15 protein-coding genes are annotated in these 20,098 nt (G+C 70.0%); 10 read left to right on the plus strand and 5 right to left on the minus strand.

Features of this window, described 5'->3' with window-relative positions; translation table 11 throughout:
• The first annotated feature begins 24 nt into the window (after window positions 1-24).
• Window positions 25-1,050 carry a hypothetical protein gene (locus tag H1Q64_RS22360; RefSeq protein ID WP_237905662.1) on the plus strand — a complete coding sequence of 342 codons (1,026 nt, stop codon included), beginning with the start codon at window positions 25-27 and terminating at the stop codon, window positions 1,048-1,050.
• Here H1Q64_RS22360 and H1Q64_RS22365 read toward each other — a convergent pair.
• Entirely contained in the window at window positions 962-3,619 is a 2,658-nt protein-coding gene (locus tag H1Q64_RS22365) for an MMPL family transporter (RefSeq protein ID WP_237905663.1), read from the minus strand. The genes H1Q64_RS22360 and H1Q64_RS22365 overlap by 89 nt on opposite strands.
• Window positions 3,620-3,808: 189 nt before the next feature.
• On the opposite strand from H1Q64_RS22365, the gene shc reads away from it, so the two are divergent.
• Genes shc through H1Q64_RS22380 form a run of 3 tightly spaced genes read left to right on the plus strand, consistent with a single transcriptional unit; the run spans window position 3,809 to window position 6,860 of the window.
• The gene (shc, locus tag H1Q64_RS22370; RefSeq protein ID WP_237905664.1) at window positions 3,809-5,740 is read left to right on the plus strand and encodes a squalene--hopene cyclase; all 1,932 of its coding nucleotides are present in this window, start codon (window positions 3,809-3,811) and stop codon (window positions 5,738-5,740) included.
• 31 nt (window positions 5,741-5,771) lie between these two features.
• Entirely contained in the window at window positions 5,772-6,146 is a 375-nt protein-coding gene (locus H1Q64_RS22375) for a DUF2141 domain-containing protein (protein ID WP_237905665.1), read from the plus strand.
• Between the two features lie 9 nt (window positions 6,147-6,155).
• Window positions 6,156-6,860 carry a hypothetical protein gene (locus H1Q64_RS22380; protein ID WP_237905666.1) on the plus strand — a complete coding sequence of 235 codons (705 nt, stop codon included), beginning with the start codon at window positions 6,156-6,158 and terminating at the stop codon, window positions 6,858-6,860.
• Here H1Q64_RS22380 and hpnH read toward each other — a convergent pair.
• Window positions 6,801-7,928 carry an adenosyl-hopene transferase HpnH gene (gene hpnH, locus H1Q64_RS22385; RefSeq protein WP_237905667.1) on the minus strand — a complete coding sequence of 376 codons (1,128 nt, stop codon included), beginning with the start codon at window positions 7,926-7,928 and terminating at the stop codon, window positions 6,801-6,803. The two genes, H1Q64_RS22380 and hpnH, sit on opposite strands and share 60 nt — an antisense overlap.
• Before the next feature lie 268 nt (window positions 7,929-8,196).
• Here hpnH and dxs point away from each other — a divergent pair, with 268 nt between their 5' ends.
• Entirely contained in the window at window positions 8,197-10,128 is a 1,932-nt protein-coding gene (dxs, locus tag H1Q64_RS22390) for a 1-deoxy-D-xylulose-5-phosphate synthase (protein WP_237905668.1), read from the plus strand.
• Between the two features lie 5 nt (window positions 10,129-10,133).
• On the opposite strand, the gene H1Q64_RS22395 is transcribed toward dxs, so the two are convergent.
• Window positions 10,134-10,745: a hydrolase gene (locus H1Q64_RS22395; RefSeq protein WP_237905669.1), complete on the minus strand. Its 612-nt coding sequence runs from the start codon at window positions 10,743-10,745 to the stop codon at window positions 10,134-10,136.
• Window positions 10,746-11,024: 279 nt separating this feature from the next.
• On the opposite strand from H1Q64_RS22395, the gene H1Q64_RS22400 reads away from it, so the two are divergent.
• From H1Q64_RS22400 to H1Q64_RS22420, 5 genes are all read left to right on the plus strand, one after another.
• Window positions 11,025-11,459, plus strand: coding sequence for a response regulator (locus H1Q64_RS22400; protein WP_014197623.1), 435 nt, complete (start codon window positions 11,025-11,027; stop codon window positions 11,457-11,459).
• 140 nt (window positions 11,460-11,599) lie between these two features.
• Window positions 11,600-12,709 carry a cobalamin B12-binding domain-containing protein gene (locus H1Q64_RS22405; RefSeq protein ID WP_237905670.1) on the plus strand — a complete coding sequence of 370 codons (1,110 nt, stop codon included), beginning with the start codon at window positions 11,600-11,602 and terminating at the stop codon, window positions 12,707-12,709.
• Between the two features lie 38 nt (window positions 12,710-12,747).
• The gene (locus tag H1Q64_RS22410) at window positions 12,748-13,944 is read left to right on the plus strand and encodes a sensor histidine kinase (RefSeq protein ID WP_237905671.1); all 1,197 of its coding nucleotides are present in this window, start codon (window positions 12,748-12,750) and stop codon (window positions 13,942-13,944) included.
• Window positions 13,945-14,077: 133 nt separating this feature from the next.
• Window positions 14,078-14,770, plus strand: a complete 693-nt coding sequence (locus H1Q64_RS22415; RefSeq protein WP_237905672.1) for an exopolysaccharide biosynthesis protein — start codon at window positions 14,078-14,080, stop codon at window positions 14,768-14,770.
• Window positions 14,771-14,796: 26 nt separating this feature from the next.
• Window positions 14,797-16,101 carry a hemolysin family protein gene (locus H1Q64_RS22420; protein ID WP_149166878.1) on the plus strand — a complete coding sequence of 435 codons (1,305 nt, stop codon included), beginning with the start codon at window positions 14,797-14,799 and terminating at the stop codon, window positions 16,099-16,101.
• Between the two features lie 22 nt (window positions 16,102-16,123).
• Here the strand turns inward: H1Q64_RS22420 and rodA are convergent, their stop codons facing one another.
• Together rodA and H1Q64_RS22430 are read right to left on the minus strand one after the other, a co-directional pair.
• Window positions 16,124-17,296 (minus strand): rod shape-determining protein RodA, encoded by a 1,173-nt coding sequence (gene rodA, locus H1Q64_RS22425; RefSeq protein ID WP_237905673.1) that lies wholly within the window; start codon window positions 17,294-17,296, stop codon window positions 16,124-16,126.
• Window positions 17,297-17,434: 138 nt separating this feature from the next.
• Complete coding sequence (locus H1Q64_RS22430) at window positions 17,435-20,038, minus strand: TIGR02302 family protein (RefSeq protein ID WP_237905674.1); 2,604 nt, start codon at window positions 20,036-20,038, stop codon at window positions 17,435-17,437.
• Between the last annotated feature and the right edge of the window lie 60 nt (window positions 20,039-20,098).

The raw sequence follows: 20,098 nt of genomic DNA on the forward strand, positions 1-20,098 counted from the left end.
GAGGGGACCCACGAAGTGGGGAGAGTGGGGGCAACGACCTTCCTCCTCATCACCCTCCTCACCCAGTCCGCCCACGCCGCCTGCCGCACCGTCTCCGTCACCGCTGACGACGCCCCCGTCATCGGCATCGAGGACGTGGCGCTCGACGCCGCGCGTGGTCAGGCGGTGCTCTCCGCCTACGACCGCCGGACCGGAACCGTGGGCGGCCTCTACCTGCTGAACCTGCAATCCCTCGACGCGCCGACCATCGCCGTCGTCCCCCTCGCCACCGGCCTGCGCCCAGCGGGCATCGACCTCCGCGCCGAGCCGGACGGCGCACGCTCCCTGCTCGCCATCAGCCGTCACGACAATGGGACGGCGACGGTCGAGCGTTACCGCCTGTACGGCGCCACCCTGACCCACCAAGGCACCATCACCAGCCCGTTGCTCTGCCGGGCCAACGACGTGGCCTTCCTCGATGGTGAGCGTTTCCTGTTCACCAGCAGCCACGGCGGCTGCGGCTGGGGCGCCGTGATCGAGGACAACGTCTTCGGCGGGCGCCACGGCTTCGTCGGACTGGTGGAAAACGACGACGCTCGCGTCCTGATCGGCGGGATCGGCTTCGCCAACGGCCTGCTGCCCGACCCGAGCCACGACCGGCTGACCGTCGCCGCCACACGGGAGGAGGTGCTGCTCGTCTACCGCCTGTCCGATCCGCAGGCCCCGCCAGAGCGCATCGCCTTGCCCGGAGGGCCGGACAACCTGACGATGGCCCCGGACGGCCGCCTGCTGGTGGCGCTGCACAGGTCGCCGTTCCGGCTGGCGCTGCACCGCTACGGCTGGCCGGGCGGGGCTGCGGCACCGACCCGCGTCGCGGCGCTTGGCCCCGCCGGGACGGAGATCCTGCTGGACGAGGACGGACGGCGCTTTTCGGCCGCCACGGTCGCCCTCTCGTGGAATGGGCGGCTGATCGTCGGTTCGGTCACCGCGCCGGGACTGCTGGTCTGCGACGCAGCCGCCAGCGGTGCCACAGGATCATCAGCGCCGGCAGAACCACCAGCGACGAGATGACCGTGTAGGTGATCGACACCGCCAGCAGCACCCCCATGCTGGACAGCCCGCGGTGATTGGACAGCGCCAGCGTGGCGAAGGCGGTGCTGGTGGTCAGCGTGCTGACCAGGACGGCGCGCGGCGTGCTGGTCACCAGAAGCTCGATGCCGAAGGCGCTGTCCGACGCCCCTTCCCGTACCAGATCCTGCCCGCGCGAAACCATGTGGATGCTGCTCGACACGCCGAGCGCGAACAGAAGCGGGATGACGATGACGTTGGCGAAGTTGAAGGGGATGTCCAGCAGCCCGGCCGTTGCCATGGTCCACAGGGCGGCCAGGACCAGCGGCGCCAGGATCAGCACCATCCCGGTCACCGAGCGCTGAACGGCGACCAGCAGAAGCACCATCAGCACCAGCGTCAGCGCCGTCGCCTCCAGAAAGGAGGAGCCGACGACCCTGGCCGCCTCCGTCACCGTGACCGGGGCGCCGGTGGCGTTGGGCGCCACGGCCAGCACCGCGTCGGCGAAATCGGCCATTTCGCGGCTGTCGGAGATGTCGTGGGTGGGCAGCACCTCGACGCGGGCGCGTCCGTCCGCGGCGATCCAGCGGGCCTTCAGGATGTCCGGCACATCGGCGGCCGTCACCGGCTGCTCCACCGCCATGCCCTCGCGCAGCCGGTCGAGCAGCGGCGGCACGCCCCCGGTCAGCGCGGCGTCGAGCGTGGCGAGCTGCCCCGGCTGGATGCGGGCCAGCGCGCCGTCAAAGCGCTGCACGGCGGCGCGCAACTCGGGCGGTCCGTCGCCCTTGTCCGTCCGATAGCCGCCCAGCACCGTCTTCAGCATGGCGAAGGCGCGCTCCAGCCCACCTTGGTCCAGCGCCGCCGGGGTGGCGGGTGCGGCGAGGCTGGGGCCGACCAGCAGCGACATGTCCGCCAGGATCGGCAGCTTGGCCTCCTGGTCCTTGGGGATGAAGCTGGCGAAGGTGCGCACGCCGCCCGTCTCCGGCAGGGGGCGCAGCCGGTCGGCCAGCGCCTGCGCCGCCGCGAGGTCCGGCGTCAGGATGTTGACGGAATAGGGTGAGGTGCGCGGGGTGGTGGCGAGATCGCGGTAGGTGGCGACGGCCTCCGTCCGCTCGTCCTGCAGGTTCAGCGGGTTGACGTCCAGCCGCACCAGCGGCAGCGCCGCCATGGACAGAACGGCGCTTGCCCCGGCCAGGGCGAGGATCGCGCGGTGGTGGCGGGTGACCCAGCCGGCGAAGCCGCGGTCCTCGCGCTCCGGCGCTGGGACACCGGGGCCGGGGCGCAGCAGGACGATCAGTGCGGGCAGAAGGGTCAGGCTGATGAGCAGCGCCACCACCATGCCGACGGCGGAGATGATGCCGAACTCCGCCAGTCCCAGATAGGCGGTCGGCACGAAGGACAGGAAGCCGATGATGGCGCACAGGGTACTGAGGACCAGCGCCGGCCCGACCGCCCGCACCGCCTCGATGGCGGCGGCCAGCGGCGGCAGGCCGCGGCGCAGCTCCTCCTGGTAGCGCAGGCCGAGATGCCCGCCGTAATCGTCGCCCAACCCGAAGAACATCACCGCGCAGGTGACGGAGATCAGGTTCAGCCGCCCCACGGTCAATGCCGCCGCCCCGGCGCTCAGCGTCAGGCCCAGCAGCAGGACCACCATGATGCAGGCGATCAGCCGCCCCGACCGCATCCCGGCGATCAGCACCGCCGAAACCAGGATGAAGGACAGGATGGTGGCGAGACCGGCGCTGTTGGCGACCGTGTCCAACTCCGTCTGGCGCAGCGGCACGGCGCCGGTGACCCGCATCTCGACCCCTTGCCCGACCGGCTCCGCCATCACCGCGCCGATGGCCTCGTGCACCGCGGTGACCGCGGGACGCCCGCGCCCGAAGGAGCTGTTGTCGAGGATGGGCCGGGCCAGGACGAAGCGGCGGTTGGCTGCCCGGTCCTCTTCTTCCGCGGCCTGCACCAGCCCGGTCCAGGACAGCGGCACGGGGCGACCGTCCGCCACCGTCGCCGTGCTGACCGCCAGCCGATCGAGAAGATTGGCGGGGGTGGCCGGCGCCCCTTCGTCCGCGTGGGTCAGGATCAGGTCCAGCAGGTCGGCCAGACCCTGAAGGTTGGGAGCGGCGTTCAGCGCGCCCAGCGCCGCCTGCGCCCCGGCCAGACGGGTGGCCAGATCCTGCAATTTTTCCGTGTCGAGAAAGAGCAGGCCATACTGGCGGAAGTACGGATCGGCGGACGGCACCTCCACCGCCGACAGCACCTCGCTGCGGGCGGACATGCGCTCCGCCAGACGTACGGCGGCGGCGTCCGACTGATCGGGGGACGGGCTGTCCACCACCACGACAATCTGGTCGTCGGCGAAGGGAAAGGCCTGCCGGTATTCCTCCGTGTGCTGGCGGAAGGCGGTGTCCGGCGAGATCATGTCCGCCGTGCTGGTGCTCATCGTCAGGTTTTCGGCGGAATACCAGCCGGCCAGGACGGACAACAGGACCCCGACCGCCAACGTCACCCGCGGCCTTCGGCAGGACAGGGCGCCCAAGCCCCCGATCATGCTGCGGCCGAGGTCCGCCATCCGGCTCAGGACACCTTGCCGTTCTGTCACGCTGTACGTCTCCCCTTGAAGCGTACGCAGTCTGCCAGGACAACCTCTGGCACCCAACGTACGCTACCGTATCTTACTTCCAACCAATGGGCGAAGCGCGGCACCTCATTACCCTGATACCTCCACCATGGGGAACACCGGGGCAAAGCGGGAGCGCCGATGCAAGACCACAACGCAAGCACAACCTTGCGGGTCCAACGGGCCGAGCCGTCGGCCAAGGCCGTGGGCGACGCCGTGGCCGAGGCCACGGACGCCCTGATCCGCCGCCAGCAGGCCGATGGCCATTGGGTGTTCGAGCTGGAGGCCGACGCCACCATCCCGTCCGAATATCTGCTGCTGCACCACATCCTCGACGAGATCGATCCGGAGCTGGAAGCCGGTCTGGCCGCCTTCATCCGCGGGCGGCAGGGCAAGGACGGCGGCTGGCCGCTGTTCTTCGGCGGCGCCATGGACATCAGTTGCAGCGTGAAGGCCTATTTCGCTCTGAAGGCCGCGGGGGACAGCCCCGACGCGCCGCACATGCGCCGCGCCCGCGAGGCGATCCTGGCGCGCGGCGGCGCGGCGCGCTGCAACGTCTTCACCCGGATCCTGCTGGCCCAGTTCGGGCAAATCCCCTGGCGGGCGGTGCCGGCGATGCCGGTGGAGGTGATGAACCTGCCGCCCTGGTCGCCCTTCCACATTTCCCGCATCTCCTACTGGTCGCGGACGGTGGTGGTCCCGCTTCTGGTCGTCATGGCGCACCGGCTGCGAGCCCGCAACCCGCGCGGCATCGGCATCGCGGAACTGTTCACCGAGCCGCCGGAGCGCGTGCGCAACTGGCACAGCAACAACAGCCGCGGTGGCTGGGCCACTCTGTTCCGCGCGCTCGACGCCGCCCTGCACGCGGTGGAGCCGCGCCTGCCCGCCAACGGGCGCCAGACGGCCATCGACCGCGCGGTGCGTTTCGTGACCGAGCGGCTGAACGGAGAGGACGGGCTGGGCGCCATCTTCCCGGCGATGGTCAACGCGGTGCTGATGTTCCATTGCCTGGGCATGCCGCCCGATCATCCCGACGCGGCGACGGCGCGCCGCGCGCTGCGTGGGCTGGTGGTGCGGCAGCCGGGGCGGGTCTATTGCCAGCCCTGCCTGTCGCCGGTCTGGGACACCGCGATCATCTGCAACGCCTTGTTGGAAACCGGAAACCCGTTGGCCCGCGCCGCGGCCCGGCGCGGGGCGGACTGGCTGATCGACCGGCAGATCCTGGATGTCGAGGGCGACTGGGCGTGGCAGCGGCCGGGGCTGGCGTCGGGCGGCTGGGCCTTCCAGTACAACAACGCCCATTACCCGGACACCGACGACACCGCCATGGTGGTGATGGCCCTGCAACGGCTGGACACCGAGCGCTATGGCGAACCGATCCGCCGCGCGCGGGACTGGATCGTCGGCATGCAGAGCCGCAACGGCGGCTGGGGCGCCTTCGACGCCGAGAATCAGCACGATTTCCTCAATCACATCCCTTTCGCCGACCATGGCGCCTTGCTCGACCCGCCGACCTCCGACGTGACCGCCCGCTGCGTCATGATGCTGGCCCGGCTGGGCGAGGGGCGCGACACCGTACCGACCCGCCGCGGCCTGACCTTCCTGGAGCGCGAGCAGGAGAGCGACGGCTCCTGGTTCGGGCGCTGGGGCACCAACTACGTCTACGGCACCTGGTCGGCGCTGGAGGCGCTGAACGCCGCCGGGGTGCCGCACGCCGCACCGGCCGTGCAGCGCGCCGCGCAGTGGCTGCTGGCGCACCAGCGCGCGGACGGCGGCTGGGGCGAGGACGGGGCCAGCTATTGGGCCGGCAACCCGCGTGGCGAGGGGCCGGTCTCCACCGCCTCGCAGACCGCCTGGGCGCTGCTCGGGCTGATGGCCGCCGGCAAGGGCAACCACCCGGCGGTCGACCGCGGCGTGGATTATCTGCTGTCGGCCCGCGACGCCGAAGGGCTGTGGAGCGAGGAACCCTTCACCGCCGTGGGTTTCCCGCGCGTCTTCTATCTGAAGTACCACGGCTACGCGGCGAGCTTCCCACTGTGGGCGCTGGCCCGCTACCGCGCCTTCAGGGTGTGATGGGGCGGGCGTGAGAGGAGGAGCGGCGGTCTTGGCAGCGGCGCTGACCGTGACCGTTCAGGGCGTGCGCAACGGCGACGGGCAGATCGTCCTCGCCGTCTGCGAGGAGGCGGCCTACCCGGCGGGGCGTTGCGCCTTCCGGGTCACCGCCCCGGCGGCGGAGGGGTCGGTGCGCATCGCCGTGCCCGACGTGCCGCCGGGGATCTACGCGTTGCGCGTCTATCACGACGAGAACGGCAACGGTCAGTTGGACCGCAACCTTCTTGGCGTGCCGCGGGAGGGCTTCGGCTTCGGCAACGACGCCCCGGTGCTCCTGGCGCCGCCGAGTTTCCGCGACGCCGCCGTGACGGTGGGGGAGAATGGCGTGGAAACGGCGTTGACGCTGCGTTACTGGATATCGCCATAAGGAGGCGTGATGGCCGCCGCGATCCTCACCGGCATGGCGTTGGAGGCCCGTATCGCCCGGCGCAGCGGGTTGCCCGTCGCCTGCGCCACGGGGGACGCCGCCGCCGCGGAGGCCGCGCATCGGCTGTTGGAAGGCGGAACCTGCGGAATCATCAGCTTCGGCATCGCCGGTGGTTTGGCGCCCGACCTGCGGCCCGGCTCGCTGGTTGTAGCGACGGCTGTCGTCGATGAGGACGGTACCGTCCATGAAACCTGCCAGCCCTGGCAGAATCGCCTGCACGACGCCTTGCCGCAGGCCCATTCCGGCATGGTGGCGGGGGCGCGGATCCCCGCGGCGACCGTCGGAGACAAGGCGCGGCTGCGCGCTCTGACCGGTGCCGCGGCGGTCGATCTGGAAAGCCTTGCCGTCGCGCGGGCCTGCCAAGCATGGGGGCGGCCCTTCGCCGTGCTGCGCGCGGTCGCCGACCCGGCGTGGCGGGCGCTGCCCGCGGCGGCGTTGGCCGGGCTGGACGGGGCGGGGCGCATGGCGCCCGGCGCCGTGCTGGCGCGGCTGGCCGCCGACCCCCGCGAACTCGTCGCGCTGGGTCGGCTGGCCTGGGACCTGGGCCGCGCCTTGGCGTCACTGCGCGGGGCGGCCCAAGCCTTTCCCGCCGACCTATTCGGCGGCGGTCCGCTCGGCCTCGATCCGGCGCAGCGTGTCCGCAACGTGGCGTGAGAAGACCTCCTCCGCCGGGCGCTGGCGGTCCAGCGGGATCTCCGGCGCCATCGGTCCCTCCGTGCGCGGCCCGCGCAGGCTGACCGCCAGCGCCGACAAGGGATTGCGCAGCGTGTCCTCCACCGCGGTCGGCTCATAGCCGCTGTGAACCATGCAGTCGGCGCACTTCTCGTAATTGCCGGTGCCGTAGGCGTCCCAGTCCGTCTCCTCCATCAGCGCCTTGAAGGTCGGGGCGTAGCCCTCGCCCAGCAGGTAGCAGGGGCGCTGCCAGCCGAAGACGTTGCGCGTCGGATTGCCCCAGGGTGAGCAGCGGTAGGTGCGGTTGCCGGCCAGAAAATCCAGGAACAGGGACGATTGCGAGAAGCGCCATTTGCGGCCCCGCCCCCGCGCGAAGATGTCGCGGAACAGCTCCTTGGTCTTGCGGCGGTTCAGGAAATGCTCCTGGTCCGGGGCGCGCTCGTAGGCGTAGCCGGGCGACACGGTGACGGCGTCGATGCCGGCGGCCATCGCCTCGTCGAGGAAGGCGGCGACCTTCTCCGGCTCCGCCCCGTCGAACAGGGTGCAATTGATGTTGACGCGGAAGCCGCGCGCCTTGGCGGCGCGGATCGCCGCGACGGCGCGGTCGTAGACGCCCGGTTGGCAGACCGCCTTGTCATGCTCCTCCCGCCCGCCGTCGAGATGGACCGACCAGGTGAAGAAGGGGCTGGGGGTGAAGCGGTCGAGTCGCTTCTCCATCAGCAGGGCGTTGGTGCAGAGATAGACGAACTTGCGGCGCGCCACGATGCCGGCGGCGATGGTGTGGATCTCGGGATGCAGCAGCGGCTCCCCTCCGGCGATGGAAACCACCGGGGCGCCGCACTCGTCCACCGCGCCCAGGGCCTCCTCCACCGACAGGCGGCGGCGCAGGATCGGGTCGGGATAGTCGATCTTGCCGCAGCCGGCGCAGGCGAGGTTGCAGCGGAACAGCGGCTCCATCATCAGCACCAGCGGGAAGCGCCGGTTGCCTCTGAGGCGCTGGCGCAGGACATAGGCGCCGACCAGCGCCGCCTGGATCGCGGGAACGGCCATGGTTACGCCTTGCCCTTTCCGTCGTGGATCGCCGTCTGGTGGATCGCCGTCATGCGCCTATCCCTGAAATTGCGTCGCGCTCCAGTTTGGAACGTCCGGAGACGCGCGGCAGGTAGGTTACTGTATGATACTTGCCGGACTCTGGTGCGGTCCGGCTCCGCCTTTCATCCTTGGCAAGCCGCAAAACCACAGCGCGCGGGACCGCTGCGCCGGCCGCTGCATTGGTTGACGGCCCATAATGGGGCCCATAATGGGGGAGGCACCGGCCATGAAGTCCAAGACCCCGAGCAGCAGGACGCCTCTGCTCGACCGGGTGCGCACCCCCCTTGATCTGCGCCGGTTGAAGCCACGCCAACTGCGGCAGCTGGCCGACGAACTGCGAACCGAGACGATCAGCGCGGTGTCGGTGACCGGCGGTCATCTGGGCGCCGGGCTGGGTGTCGTCGAGCTGACCGTCGCGCTTCACTACGTTTTCGACACGCCAGCCGACCGGCTGATCTGGGATGTCGGGCACCAGTGCTACCCGCACAAGATCCTGACCGGGCGCCGCGACCGCATCCGTACGCTCCGTACCGGAGGAGGATTGAGCGGATTCACGAGACGTACGGAGAGCGCGTACGATCCCTTCGGAGCGGCGCACAGTTCCACCGCCATGTCGGCGGGGTTGGGCATGGCGGTGGCGCGCGACCGGCTGGGCCGCCGCAACCATGTGGTGGCCGTGGTCGGGGACGGCGCCATGAGCGCCGGCATGGCCTATGAGGCGATGAACAACATCGGTTCCGGCGACAGCCGGGTGATCGTGGTGTTGAACGACAACAACATGTCGATCGCCCCGCCGGTCGGCGCCCTGTCGGCCTATCTGTCGCGGCTGATCTCCTCCAAACCTTTCCTCACCCTGCGGCACTTCGCGGAGGATCTGGCCGGCCACATGCCGCGTCCTCTGCGCACGGCGGCGCGGCGGGCGGAGGAGTACGCCCGCGGCATGGTCACCGGCGGCACGCTGTTCGAGGAGATGGGCTTCTACTACATCGGCCCGATCGACGGGCACAATCTGGACCATCTGCTGCCGGTGCTGCAGAACGTGCGCGACGCCGGCGACGACAAGCCCGTCCTGATCCACGTCGTCACCAAGAAGGGCAAGGGCTACGGCCCCGCCGAGGCCTCGGCCGACAAGCTGCACGCGGTCGCCAAGTTCGACGTCGTCACCGGCGCCCAGTCCAAGCCCAAGTCCAACGCCCCGACCTACACCCGCGTCTTCGCCAACGCCCTGATCGCCGAGGCCGAGCGCGACCCCGGCGTCCTCGCCATCACCGCGGCCATGCCGTCGGGCACCGGGCTCGACCTGTTCGGCCAGCGCTTCCCCGACCGCTGCTTCGACGTCGGCATCGCCGAGCAGCACGCCGTGACCTTCGCCGCCGGGCTGGCGACCGAGGGCTTCAAGCCCTTCTGCGCCATCTACTCGACCTTCCTGCAGCGCGCCTACGACCAGGTGGTGCACGACGTGGTGCTGCAGCGCCTGCCGGTGCGCTTCGCGCTCGACCGCGCCGGTCTGGTCGGGGCGGACGGGGCGACCCACGCCGGGGCCTTCGACGTCGCCTATCTGGGCTGCCTGCCCGACATCGTGCTGATGGCGGCGGCGGACGAGCTGGAGCTGATGCACATGGTGGCGACCAGCGCCGCCATCGACGACCGCGCCTCGGCGCTGCGCTACCCGCGCGGCGAGGGGGTGGGGCTGGAGCTGCCGGAGCGCGGCGAGGTGCTGCCCATCGGCAAGGGCCGCATCCTTCAGGAAGGCACCAAGGTGGCGATCCTCAGCTACGGCACGCGCCTGGCCGAGGCGCGCAAGGCGGCGGCGGAGCTGGGCGCGCGCGGGCTGTCGACGACGGTGGCCGACGCGCGCTTCGCCAAGCCGCTGGACGAGGAGCTGGTGCGCCGTCTGGCGCTGGAGCACGAGGTGCTGATCACCATCGAGGAGGGCTCGGTCGGCGGCTTCGGCAGCTTCGTCCTGCAGCATCTGGCGATGGCCGGGCTGCTGGATGGCGGGTTGAAGATCCGCCCGATGGTCCTGCCCGACCGCTTCCTCGACCATGACAGCCCGGCCAGGCAGTATGAGGAGGCCGGCCTCGCCGCCCGTCACATCGTCGCCATGGCGCTGCAGGCGCTGGGCAACCACAGCGGGCGGATCGCGACGCTGGGATAGGAACCTTACCGCGCTTCCGGCTTGCGCTTGCTCCGTGCGGCCTTCGCGGATTTTGCCTTCATGGGCTTGGCGAGGTGTTTCAACTCCTCGTACCGGCTCAGAAAGAGGGCATAAGCTAGGTCGGGGCCGACCGGAACGATCCTGTCCGGGTGGGCGGCCGGCAGATGCCCCCAATCCAGCCAAGCCGGGGGCAGGAGGTCGCGCAACTCCGTCGCCATGCAGACGAGGTCGGCCTGCTTGATGGCCGGCGCCTCGTCATCGAAGCCGAACCAGCGGCGCAGCGCGTCCTTGACCGGGTGAAGCCGCTGTTTGACATAGTCGCGGTCCAGCATGACCTTCACCGGCGACGGCCAGTCGCCAAGGAACTCCTCGCAGTCGTGCATCAGGGCCGAGTAGGCCAGGGGGGGCGGCACCAGACGCGAGACCATCACCGAATGCTCGGCGACCGAATACCAGGGCCGCGCCGCGCCGCCCCAGCGCGGCTGGGACGACAGGCACTGGGCGATGTCCTCGATCGGCATGCCCGTGGCGTCCGGCGTCAGCAGATCAAGGACGAATCCGGACGGCATCAGGATGGCCGTGCGCCCGTCCGGTCGCTTGAGAAGGTCGAGTTGCATGGATCGCCGCTGTTCCAAACCGCGGACCGGGTGCGGTGCCGTTTTCAAGGGCTGGACCCGGCCGCCAATCGGTCTGGGTTTAACAGATGGCCGACGCCGCGGACAACGGCCCCCGGCGCATCGCCGCCATCGGCCGCAACAACCCGTCGCCTTCTTGTCCCTGCGGTTGAAGAAATTACAAAATCAGCATCATTTACCGGCTTTTCCGGCATGGTCCGACGATGTAACGTGTTCCTGCATTCGCCCAATGCAACGACACGGATATGGGTGGCCGCGCCGATGCTGACTGACAATGCGAAGGATGGGCTGCCGAGCCGCAGCATCAACGACCTGCGCGTCCTGCTGATCGAAGACGACGACTTCACCCGCCGGCTGATGAGCCGCCTGCTTCAGGATCTGAAGGTTCGCCATGTGTGGGAGGCATCGGACGGCATGGCCGCGCTGGGCATCCTGCGCGACCATGCGGAGGAGGTGGACCTCGCCATCTGCGATCTGGAAATGCCGCGGATGAGCGGGCTGGACCTGCTGCACGCCCTGCGCACGGCCACGGGCAATCCGCTCGCCGACCTTCCGGTGATCGTGCTGACGGCGCATCGCGAGGCCGACACGGTCAAGCGGGCCATCGCTTACGGCATTTCCGGCTATCTGGTGAAGCCGGTGTCGAAGGCCGACCTCGTGAAGCGGCTGACCTTCGTTCTTCAGAAAGGCCGTTAGCAAAACCGTCGATCAGAAGATAGACAACCATAGGATGCGATTGCCGAAATCTGGACCGGTCGGCGCAGTCAGGCGTTGCGGGAACGGGTGCGAGGGCGCACCTTTCATCCGAACGCCCCCTCGACCGGAGACGCCGCGCCATGCCGGAGACCGTCCGGCCTTCCCAGGACCCGATACGGATTGCCTCCAACCCCATTGCGGACCGCCGCGCCGAATTGGCGCGCGCCGTCGTGGCGATCCAGTTCGAGCGCTGGCCCGCGCTCTACGCCCGTTACGGCGAGGCCGGGCGGGAACGGTGCGTCGAGGATGTCGGTTTTCACCTTCTCTATCTTGCGGAGGCCGTGGCCGCCGACAGCCCGGCGCTGTTCCGCGAGTATGTGGCCTGGGTCAAGGTCCTCTTCGCCGGGATCGGCATCCCCGACGAGGAACTGGGCGAAAGCCTGGAAATCCTCCGCGACGTGGTGGCCGCCCGGATCGATCCCGCCACGGCGACGCGCGTGCGCGCCTGCGTGGGGGAAGGGCTGGCCGCTTTGCCCGCCCTGCCGCGGGAGGTGCCGCCCTTCGTCCGGTCGGACGCGCCGCTCGGCGCGCTCGCCCGCGCCTATCTGGATGCGCTGTTGTCCGGTGACCGGCGCCGGGCGGCGCTGCTGGTGACGGACTCGGCGGCCGGCGGGGCGACGGTGCCCGAGCTTTACCTGCATGTGTTCCAGCCGGCCCTGCGCGAGATCGGACGCCTGTGGCAGACGCGCGCGATCACCGTGGCGCACGAGCATTTCGCCACCGCCGCCACCCAGACGATCATGGGCCAGCTCTATCCGGTGATCTTCGCTGCCGAGCGGCGCGGCCTGTCCATGGTCGCCACCTGTGTCAGCGGGGAGCAGCACGAGATCGGCATCCGCATGGTCGCCGACTTCTTCGAGATGGCCGGGTGGGACAGCCATTATCTCGGCGCCAACACGCCCGCCGACAGCGTCGTTCGGTCGGTGCGGGAGCGGGGCGCCCGCGTCCTGGCGGTGTCGGCCACCATCACCGCCCATGTCGGGCGGGTCGCGGCCCTCATCGCCGCGGTGCGCGCCGAATCCGGAGAGCAGCCGCATGTGCTGGTCGGCGGTTATCCCTTCAACCTCGTTCCGGAGCTGTGGAGGACGGTCGGTGCCGACGCCTTCGCCCCCGGCGCGGAGGAGGCGGTCGCCATCGCGGAGCGGCTGATCGGCCCGGCGGCTCCGAACCGTGCCGTCGGTGTGGCGTGATGCGTGTTCCGTAACCCATGCGGCTTGAGGGAGAGGGCATGGACGGGCTGGTCCTGACCTGCGACCACGATGGACGGCTGCGCGCCCTGCACCGGGTGGGCGCTGGTTTGCCGGGATTGACCGGAAAGCCTGGCACGCCTTTCCCGGTTTTGTTCGGCCCGGACGCGGTGGCGGGCGCGCTGGACCTGTTCAGCAGCCTGCGGAAGTCCGGCCAGGTGATCGACCAGCCCCTGTTCAGCCGGCTCGACCCCATGGGGGGATTCCATGTGAGCGGGCTCAGCGACGCTGAGGGGTTGGTGCTGGCCGTGGCGCGGGCGCCCGGCGGGCTGTCCGCCGTGATGGAGGAACTGGCGACGCTGAATCCGCGGCTGGCCCAACGGCTCGCTCCGCTTCGGGAGGTGGTGCCGGGGCCGGAGGTTCCCTCCCTGGACGCGCTGTTCGGCGAAATGACCCTTCTCAACAACGAGCTGGCCAACGCCCAGCGGGCGCTCGCCAAGGCCAATGCCGAGCTGGCCGCCAGCAACGAGCAGAAGAATCGGCTGATGGGCATGCTCGCCCACGATCTGCGCACGCCGCTCCAGGTCGTCGTCGGCTTCGCGGAGTTGCTGGAGCAGCGGCTGGACGGGCGCCTGGAGGCGACGGAGCGTGCCTGCCTGGAGCGGATCCGCGAATCCAGCCTGTCCATGCGCCACATGGTGGAGGACGCGCTGTCCCTGGCGGCGCTCCAGGCGGGGCGGATGCGGTTGGCGCGGCGGCCGTCCGATCTGATGACGCTGGTCCGGCGGAACGTCTCGATGAACCGCGTGTTGGCCGAAGGCAAGTCCATAACCATCGAGCTGTCCGTGCCCGAACCGCCCATGCCCATGGCCGACATCGACCCGGCCAAGCTGGACCAGCTTCTCAACAACCTCCTGTCGAACGCCATCAAATACTCCGACCGCGGTGGGAGCGTCCGTGTCGCCCTCAGCGAGGCCCCGGGCGAGGGTGGCGGCTGGGCGCGCCTGCGTGTGTCCGACGACGGCCGCGGCATTCCGCCGGCGGAGCTGACTCAGCTCTTCCAGCCCTTCGCCCGCACCGGCCGGCTGGGCACGGAGGGGGAGGGAACGGTCGGCCTCGGCCTCTACATCTGCCGGTCCATCGTCGAGGGGCACGGCGGGCGCATCACCGCCGATTCGGCGCCGGGACGCGGCTCGACCTTCACCGTCGAGCTGCCGTTGGTGGCATCATCCCCTTGAGAAACGGCACATTCCACAGATGGGCTGGCGCACCGACCGGCGATGCTGTAAAAGGAGCCGCTACGATGTTGCGACGCGAAAGGTCCATGGGTTTACCCTTCCGCCGTTTCGGGCGGCCTCCGTGGGGAGCGCCGTGAGCGACGGCCGACCTCCCGACACGTCCCCGGACCGTCAGGCTCTGGAGGGCGTCGACCGCGGCGATGCCGCGACCACCGGTTTCCCGCCGGTGAACCCCGCTTCGGCGGTGCTGGACGATTTCCTGAACCACGACCACGGCGCGCGGATCGCGCTTGGTGACCTCGTGGGCATTCTGGGCGACCGCGCCTTCGGCGCCCTGCTTCTGATCCTCTCCATTCCGAACATCCTGCCGGTGCCGGGGCTGTCCACGGCGACGGGCCTGCCGATGCTGCTGATCGGCGCCCAGATCGCCGCCGGGCGCGACCGCCCCTGGTTGCCGCGCCGGCTGGCCGCCCTCACGCTCGACCGGGACGCCTTCCTGCGCGTGATCGCGAAGGCGAAGCCGCATGTCGACCGGCTGGAGCGGCATCTGCGCCCGCGCCTGCCGGCGATGACCGCCCCGACGGCGGAGCGGCTGCTCGGCGTGGCCGTGATGATTCTCGCCGGAATCCTGGCCCTTCCCATCGTCTTCGGCAACCAGCCGCCGGCCTTCGCCATCGCGCTGATCGCGCTGGGGCTGATCGAGAAGGATGGGGCCTTCGTCGTCGCCGGCCTCGTGGCCGGGCTGATCGCCATCGTCATCGTCGCCGCCATCCTGTTCGGTTTCGGGCAGGCCGGCATGCTGATCTTCGACAAACTGTTTTCATAAAAGGGAGCGCCCGCGGGCTCGACGCCATGATTTGGGAAGTACTGGTCATCATTTTGCTGATCCTGCTGAACGCCTTTTTCGCGATGTCGGAAATGGCGCTGGTGTCGTCGCGACGCGCGCGGCTTCAGCAGATGGCCGAGGAAACACGCAGCAAGGGCGCCCGCGCCGCGCTGAAATTGTCGGAGGACCCCGGCAACTTCCTCTCCACCGTGCAGGTCGGCATCACGCTCATCGGCATCATCGCCGGCGCCTACGGCGGCGCGACCCTGGCCGACCGGCTGGGTACGGTCCTGGACGCCAACGTCGCCTGGATCGCCCCTTACGGGCAGCAGGTCGGCTTCGCGCTGGTGGTCGCCGCGATCACCTACCTGTCGCTGATCGTTGGCGAACTGGTGCCCAAGCGCATGGCGCTGGTGAACGCGGAGCGCATCGCCGCCGGCGTGGCCGGCCCGATGAGCGTCCTGTCGCGGGTCGCCATGCCGCTGGTCTGGCTGCTCGGCGTCTCGACCGAGGGCTTGATGAAGCTGCTGCGCCTGCCCACCGCGCGCGAGCAGACCGTCACCGAGGAGGAGGTCAAGAGCCTCATCAAGGAGGGCACGCAGACCGGCGTCTTCGAACCCGCCGAGCGGCAGATGATCGAGGGCGTGTTCCGCCTGTCCGATCGCACCGCGCGGTCGATCATGACCCCGCGCCCGGACCTCGTGTGGATCGATCTCGACGACCCGCCCGACGCCATCGCCAAGGAGATCCAGGCCAGCGGCTATTCCCGCTTCCTGGTCTGCCGCGGCGATGTGGACGAGGTGCAGGGCATCGTGTCCAGCAAGGCGCTGCTCAACCAGGCGCTCCAGGGCCGCAGCTTCGACCTGCGCGAGGCCATGGTGGAGCCGCTGATCGTCCATGACGGCACCCCCGTCCTGCGGCTGCTGGAGCTGTTCAAGCAGGCCAGCATCCACATGGCCGTGGTGGTGGACGAGTATGGCAGCGTCGAGGGCATCGCCACCGTCACCGACATCATGGAGGCCATCGCCGGCGAGATGCCCGAACAGGGGCAGGAAGGCGACGGATTCGCGGTCCAGCGCGAGGACGGTTCCTGGCTAGTGGATGGCATGACCCCGGTGGAGGAGGTCGAGTCGCTGGTCGGCGTGAAGGGGCTGAAGGGCGAGGGCGACTACCACACCATCGCCGGCTTCATGCTCGACCGGTTGGGCCATGTGCCCACCGCCGCGGAGCATTTTCACTGGAACGGCCTGCGGTTCGAGGTCGTCGACATGGACGGCCGGCGCATCGACAAGGTGATGATCCAGGAGAACGGCGAGGTCTCGGAGGGCTGACGAAGCGCTCCGAAGAGCGGCGTCACAGCTCGGTGACGCCGCTCTTCGGGATGCGGACCTCGCGGTGGACCGACATGCTGAGCAGAAGCCCCACGCCGATCATCAGCGTCATCATCGCCGACCCGCCGTAGGACACCAGCGGCAGCGGAATGCCCACCACCGGGATCAGGCCGGTCACCATCGACACGTTGACCATCACGTAGAGGAAGAACTGCGCGGTCATGCCGACCGCCACCAGCCGGGCGAACTGGCTGCGGCAGCTCAGCGCGATGACCACGCCGTAGATGAACAGCATCAGGTACAGCGCCAGCAGGATCAGCGCGCCGACCATCCCGAACTCCTCCGCCAGCACCACGAAGATGAAGTCGGTGTGCTTCTCCGGCAGGAACATCAGCTGGCTCTGCGAACCGGACATGAAACCCTTGCCGAACAGCCCCCCCGATCCCAGGGCGATCTTCGACTGCAGGATGTTGTAGCCGGCGCCCAGCGGGTCGGTTTCCGGGTCGAGGAAGGTGTAAACGCGCTGCTTCTGGTAATCGTGCAGGAATTCCCAGGCGATGGGGATGGCCGAGAGGCCGCCGCCGATGACCACCAGGAACTTCCAGATCCGCACCCCCGCCGCGAAGAAGACGGCGCCGCTGCCCATGATCAGCAGCAGCGAGGTGCCCAGGTTCGGCTGCATCAGCACCAGGGCCACCGGGATGAAGACCAGCAGCAACGGCGGGATCAGCAGCAGCGGGCGGCCGATCTGGTCCAGCGAGATGCCGTGGAAATAGCGGGCCAGCGCCAGGGTCAGGGCCGGCTTCATCAATTCCGACGGCTGGAGCTGGAAGAATCCCAAGTCGATCCAGCGCTGCGCGCCCATGCCGATGCGCCCCATCAGTTCCACCGCGACCAGCAGGCAGAGCACGATCAGGAAGATGGCGTAGGCCGATTTCATCAGATGCCGCACGTCGATCAGCGCGATCATCAGCATCAGGACGAGGCCGGGGATGGCGCGCACCAGCTGCGGCTGCGCCCAGGGCTTCCAGTTGCCGCCGGCGGCCGAGTAGAGCAGGGCCACCCCGACCGACGTGATGACGCAGACCAGGAGCACCAGCCCCCAGTTGATCATGCGGAACTTGCTGCCGAGCGTCAGTTCCGGGCGCTGCGGGGCAAGTCCGCCCGACCCGTGGTTCGAAAGGACCGCGACCATGAGGAAACGTTCGTTGTGTCCGGGGGCGTCCGTGCCGGAAGGGCAAGCGGCGGCGCCTTGCGCGGCGGATACTGCACCAGCGCCGCCCTCCGGTAAAGCCGCCCGGTCCCCCGGCCTTAAAACTGCTTCAGCGGCCGGTCAGAACTGCTTCAGCAGCCGGTCGATGTACTCGCGCTCCATCTGCGGACGGCCATACTGCCCGGAGCGGCGGCGCAGTTCGTCGAGGATTTCACGGGCGCGCTGGAGTTCGGCCTCCTCGGGGATCTTCACGTCCTCGTTGTTGTAGTTGCCGAAGCCGGAGGGGCGGCGGCCCAGCGGGTCGCGGTTGCGGCCCTGGCCCTGGCGCTGCTGCGCCTGTCCGGGCTGCTGCCCGCTCATCGCCGGACCCTGCTGGCCCATCATCTGCTGCATCATCTGCTCGGCCATCGCCTGCATGCCCTGCTGAAGCTCGTCCATCGCCTGGGTCTGCGGCGGAACGGCGGAGCCGGGCTGCCCCTGCTGGAGCGCTTGCCCCGCGTCGCGCATCGCCCGTTCGGCGCGGCCCAGCGGGCGGGGGATCTCGCCGCCCTGCTGTTCCCCCATGCGGCGCATCAGCTCGCCGAGCTGGCGGCGCAACGCCTCCTGCTGCTCGGCCTGCTGCTGCATCAGCGGGCTGCCGGACGGACCCTGCTGGCCTTGCTGCCCCTGCTGTGGGCGGCCCTGGCGGTTGCGCGGCCCCTGTTGCGGGCCCTGCTGCCCGTCCTGCCGGCCCATCTGCTCCTGCGACTGGCGGAAGGTCTGGTCGAGCAACTGCTGCTGCCGCTGCGTCAGCTCCTGAAGCTCGCGCATCATCTGCGCCGCCTCGTTCTGGCCCTGCTGCTGCATCTGGGCCATGGCGCCGTTGCGCATATTCTCCATCATCTGCTGAAGCTGGGACAGCATCTGCCGCGCGGCGTCGCGGGCGCCGGTCTCGGCCATCTGCCGCATCTGCTCCATCATGCGCTGAAGGTCCTGGCGGTCCATCATCTGGTCGGCCATTTCCGGCGGCACCATGGGGATTTGCTCGCCACGCTCCAGCGCCTCGCGCATCTGCTGTTCCATGGCGTCGAGGAACTTGTCGAGCGCCGCCTGAAGCTCGTCCATCAGCTTCTTCAGCTCCTGGTCGTCGGCGCCGCGCTCCAACGCTTCGGCGAGCCGGCTCTCGGCGTCGCGCAGGTCGCGCTCGGCCAGCGACAGCCCGCCGTCCTCAATGCGCAGCGCGGTTTCCCACAGAAGTTGCTGGACGGCTGGGATCGATGCCCCCTCCTCGTCCAGCAGCAGGCGGTTCACCGCGGTGCGCATGGCGAGGAAAACCACCAGATCGCCGCCGAACTGGCTGGGTCTGGACGAGATTTCGGCCAGCGCGCGGGCCACTTCGATACGGAGCTGCTGGGGCCGCAGGGTCAGCTTCTTGCGCTCCTCCACGATGGCGCGGGCGACCGGGTGGTTGAAGACGCGCTCTGGCAGGACCATCGCCACGTCCTCCGTGTTGCCGGTTTGGCCGGCGCCGTCGAGCGCGGTCAGGCGGATGGTGACGTTCAGCCCGGCCCAGGGATGGGCGGTCAGGTCGTGAAAGGCGGCGTTGCGCGCCTCACGCGGGCGGACGCCGGGCAGGGCTAGCGGCAACTCCAGCGGGCTGCGGTCGAGCGCCGGGGCCTCGCCCTCCGGCAGGTCCAGCCGGACGACGGCCTTGGCCTCGGCCAGCCCGTAGTCGTCCTGCGCGGTGTAGTCCAGCCGCAGTGCGCCGCGCTCCCCCTTGGTCGGGGGGCTGGCGTAGGCGATGGTCGGCGGGTTGTCCGGGATGATCCGCACGTTCCAGCCCCCCAGCAGGGTGGACCCCTGGGTCACGGCGATGCGGGCGCCGTCCTCGATGGGCTGCTGGATCTGGAAGGTCGCGGAGTCCACGGCCTCGAAAGCGGTGGTCTTGCTGCCGGCCTCCAGCGACGGCGTGCTGCTGCCGCCGGTCACGCGGGCCAGCACGAGGCTGCCCTTGGGAACCGGCACGGGGTCGGCGAGGCTCGGCGTGTGGGCGGGGTTGGCCGACTTCAGGAAGACCGGCGGCAGGCCGGTGTATTCCGGCGGCGTCACCCACAGGTCGAGCGTCGCGACCGTCGCCGTCGCCGTCCCGCCAAAATGCGGGGTGATGGCGGCGACAAGACGCGGCCTCCAGTCGCCCCAGGTCGCGCCGCCCGCGGCGATCAGCACCAGCGCCACCAGCGCGCGCAGGGCGTAGCGGTCCTGGGCGGCGAGGCCGTCGGACAGCGGCATGGCGACGCGCAGCCGCCGCATGGCAGCGCGCACCCGCTCCTGGTGCAGGCGCCACAGCTCCGCCGCGACGGGGTCGTTGCCGGCGGGCGTGTCGCGCAGCGCGTGGAGGGGGCGGTGGGGCAGGCCGCTGTCGCGCTCCAGCCGGCGGCGGGCGGCGTCCTCGTCCGGCAGGCGGAAGGCGCGCAGCCCGCGCCACCCCGTCCAGCCGATGGCGGCAACGAACAGCAGCAGGGCCAGGGCGTGCAGCCAGCCCGGCAACAGCAGGAAGACGTTCAGCAGGGCCAAAGCGAGGAAGGCTCCCGCGATGGTGATGGGCGCCCAGAGCGCCGGCCACAGCCTTTCCCAGAGCAGGGCGGCGCGGGCCTGCCCCATGCGGAGGCGGGGTTCCCGCGGGGCGGGCGCGGGTGGTGCCTCCTTGCGCAGGGGGAACCGGAACCCGTCCTTGCTGTCGCTCATGCCGCTCTCCCGTCAGGTCAGGCACCGGGCGGGAGGAGAAACCGCCGCCGGAACATCGTC

Source organism: Azospirillum brasilense (assembly GCF_022023855.1).
In the GTDB taxonomy this organism is placed as follows: domain Bacteria; phylum Pseudomonadota; class Alphaproteobacteria; order Azospirillales; family Azospirillaceae; genus Azospirillum; species Azospirillum brasilense_F.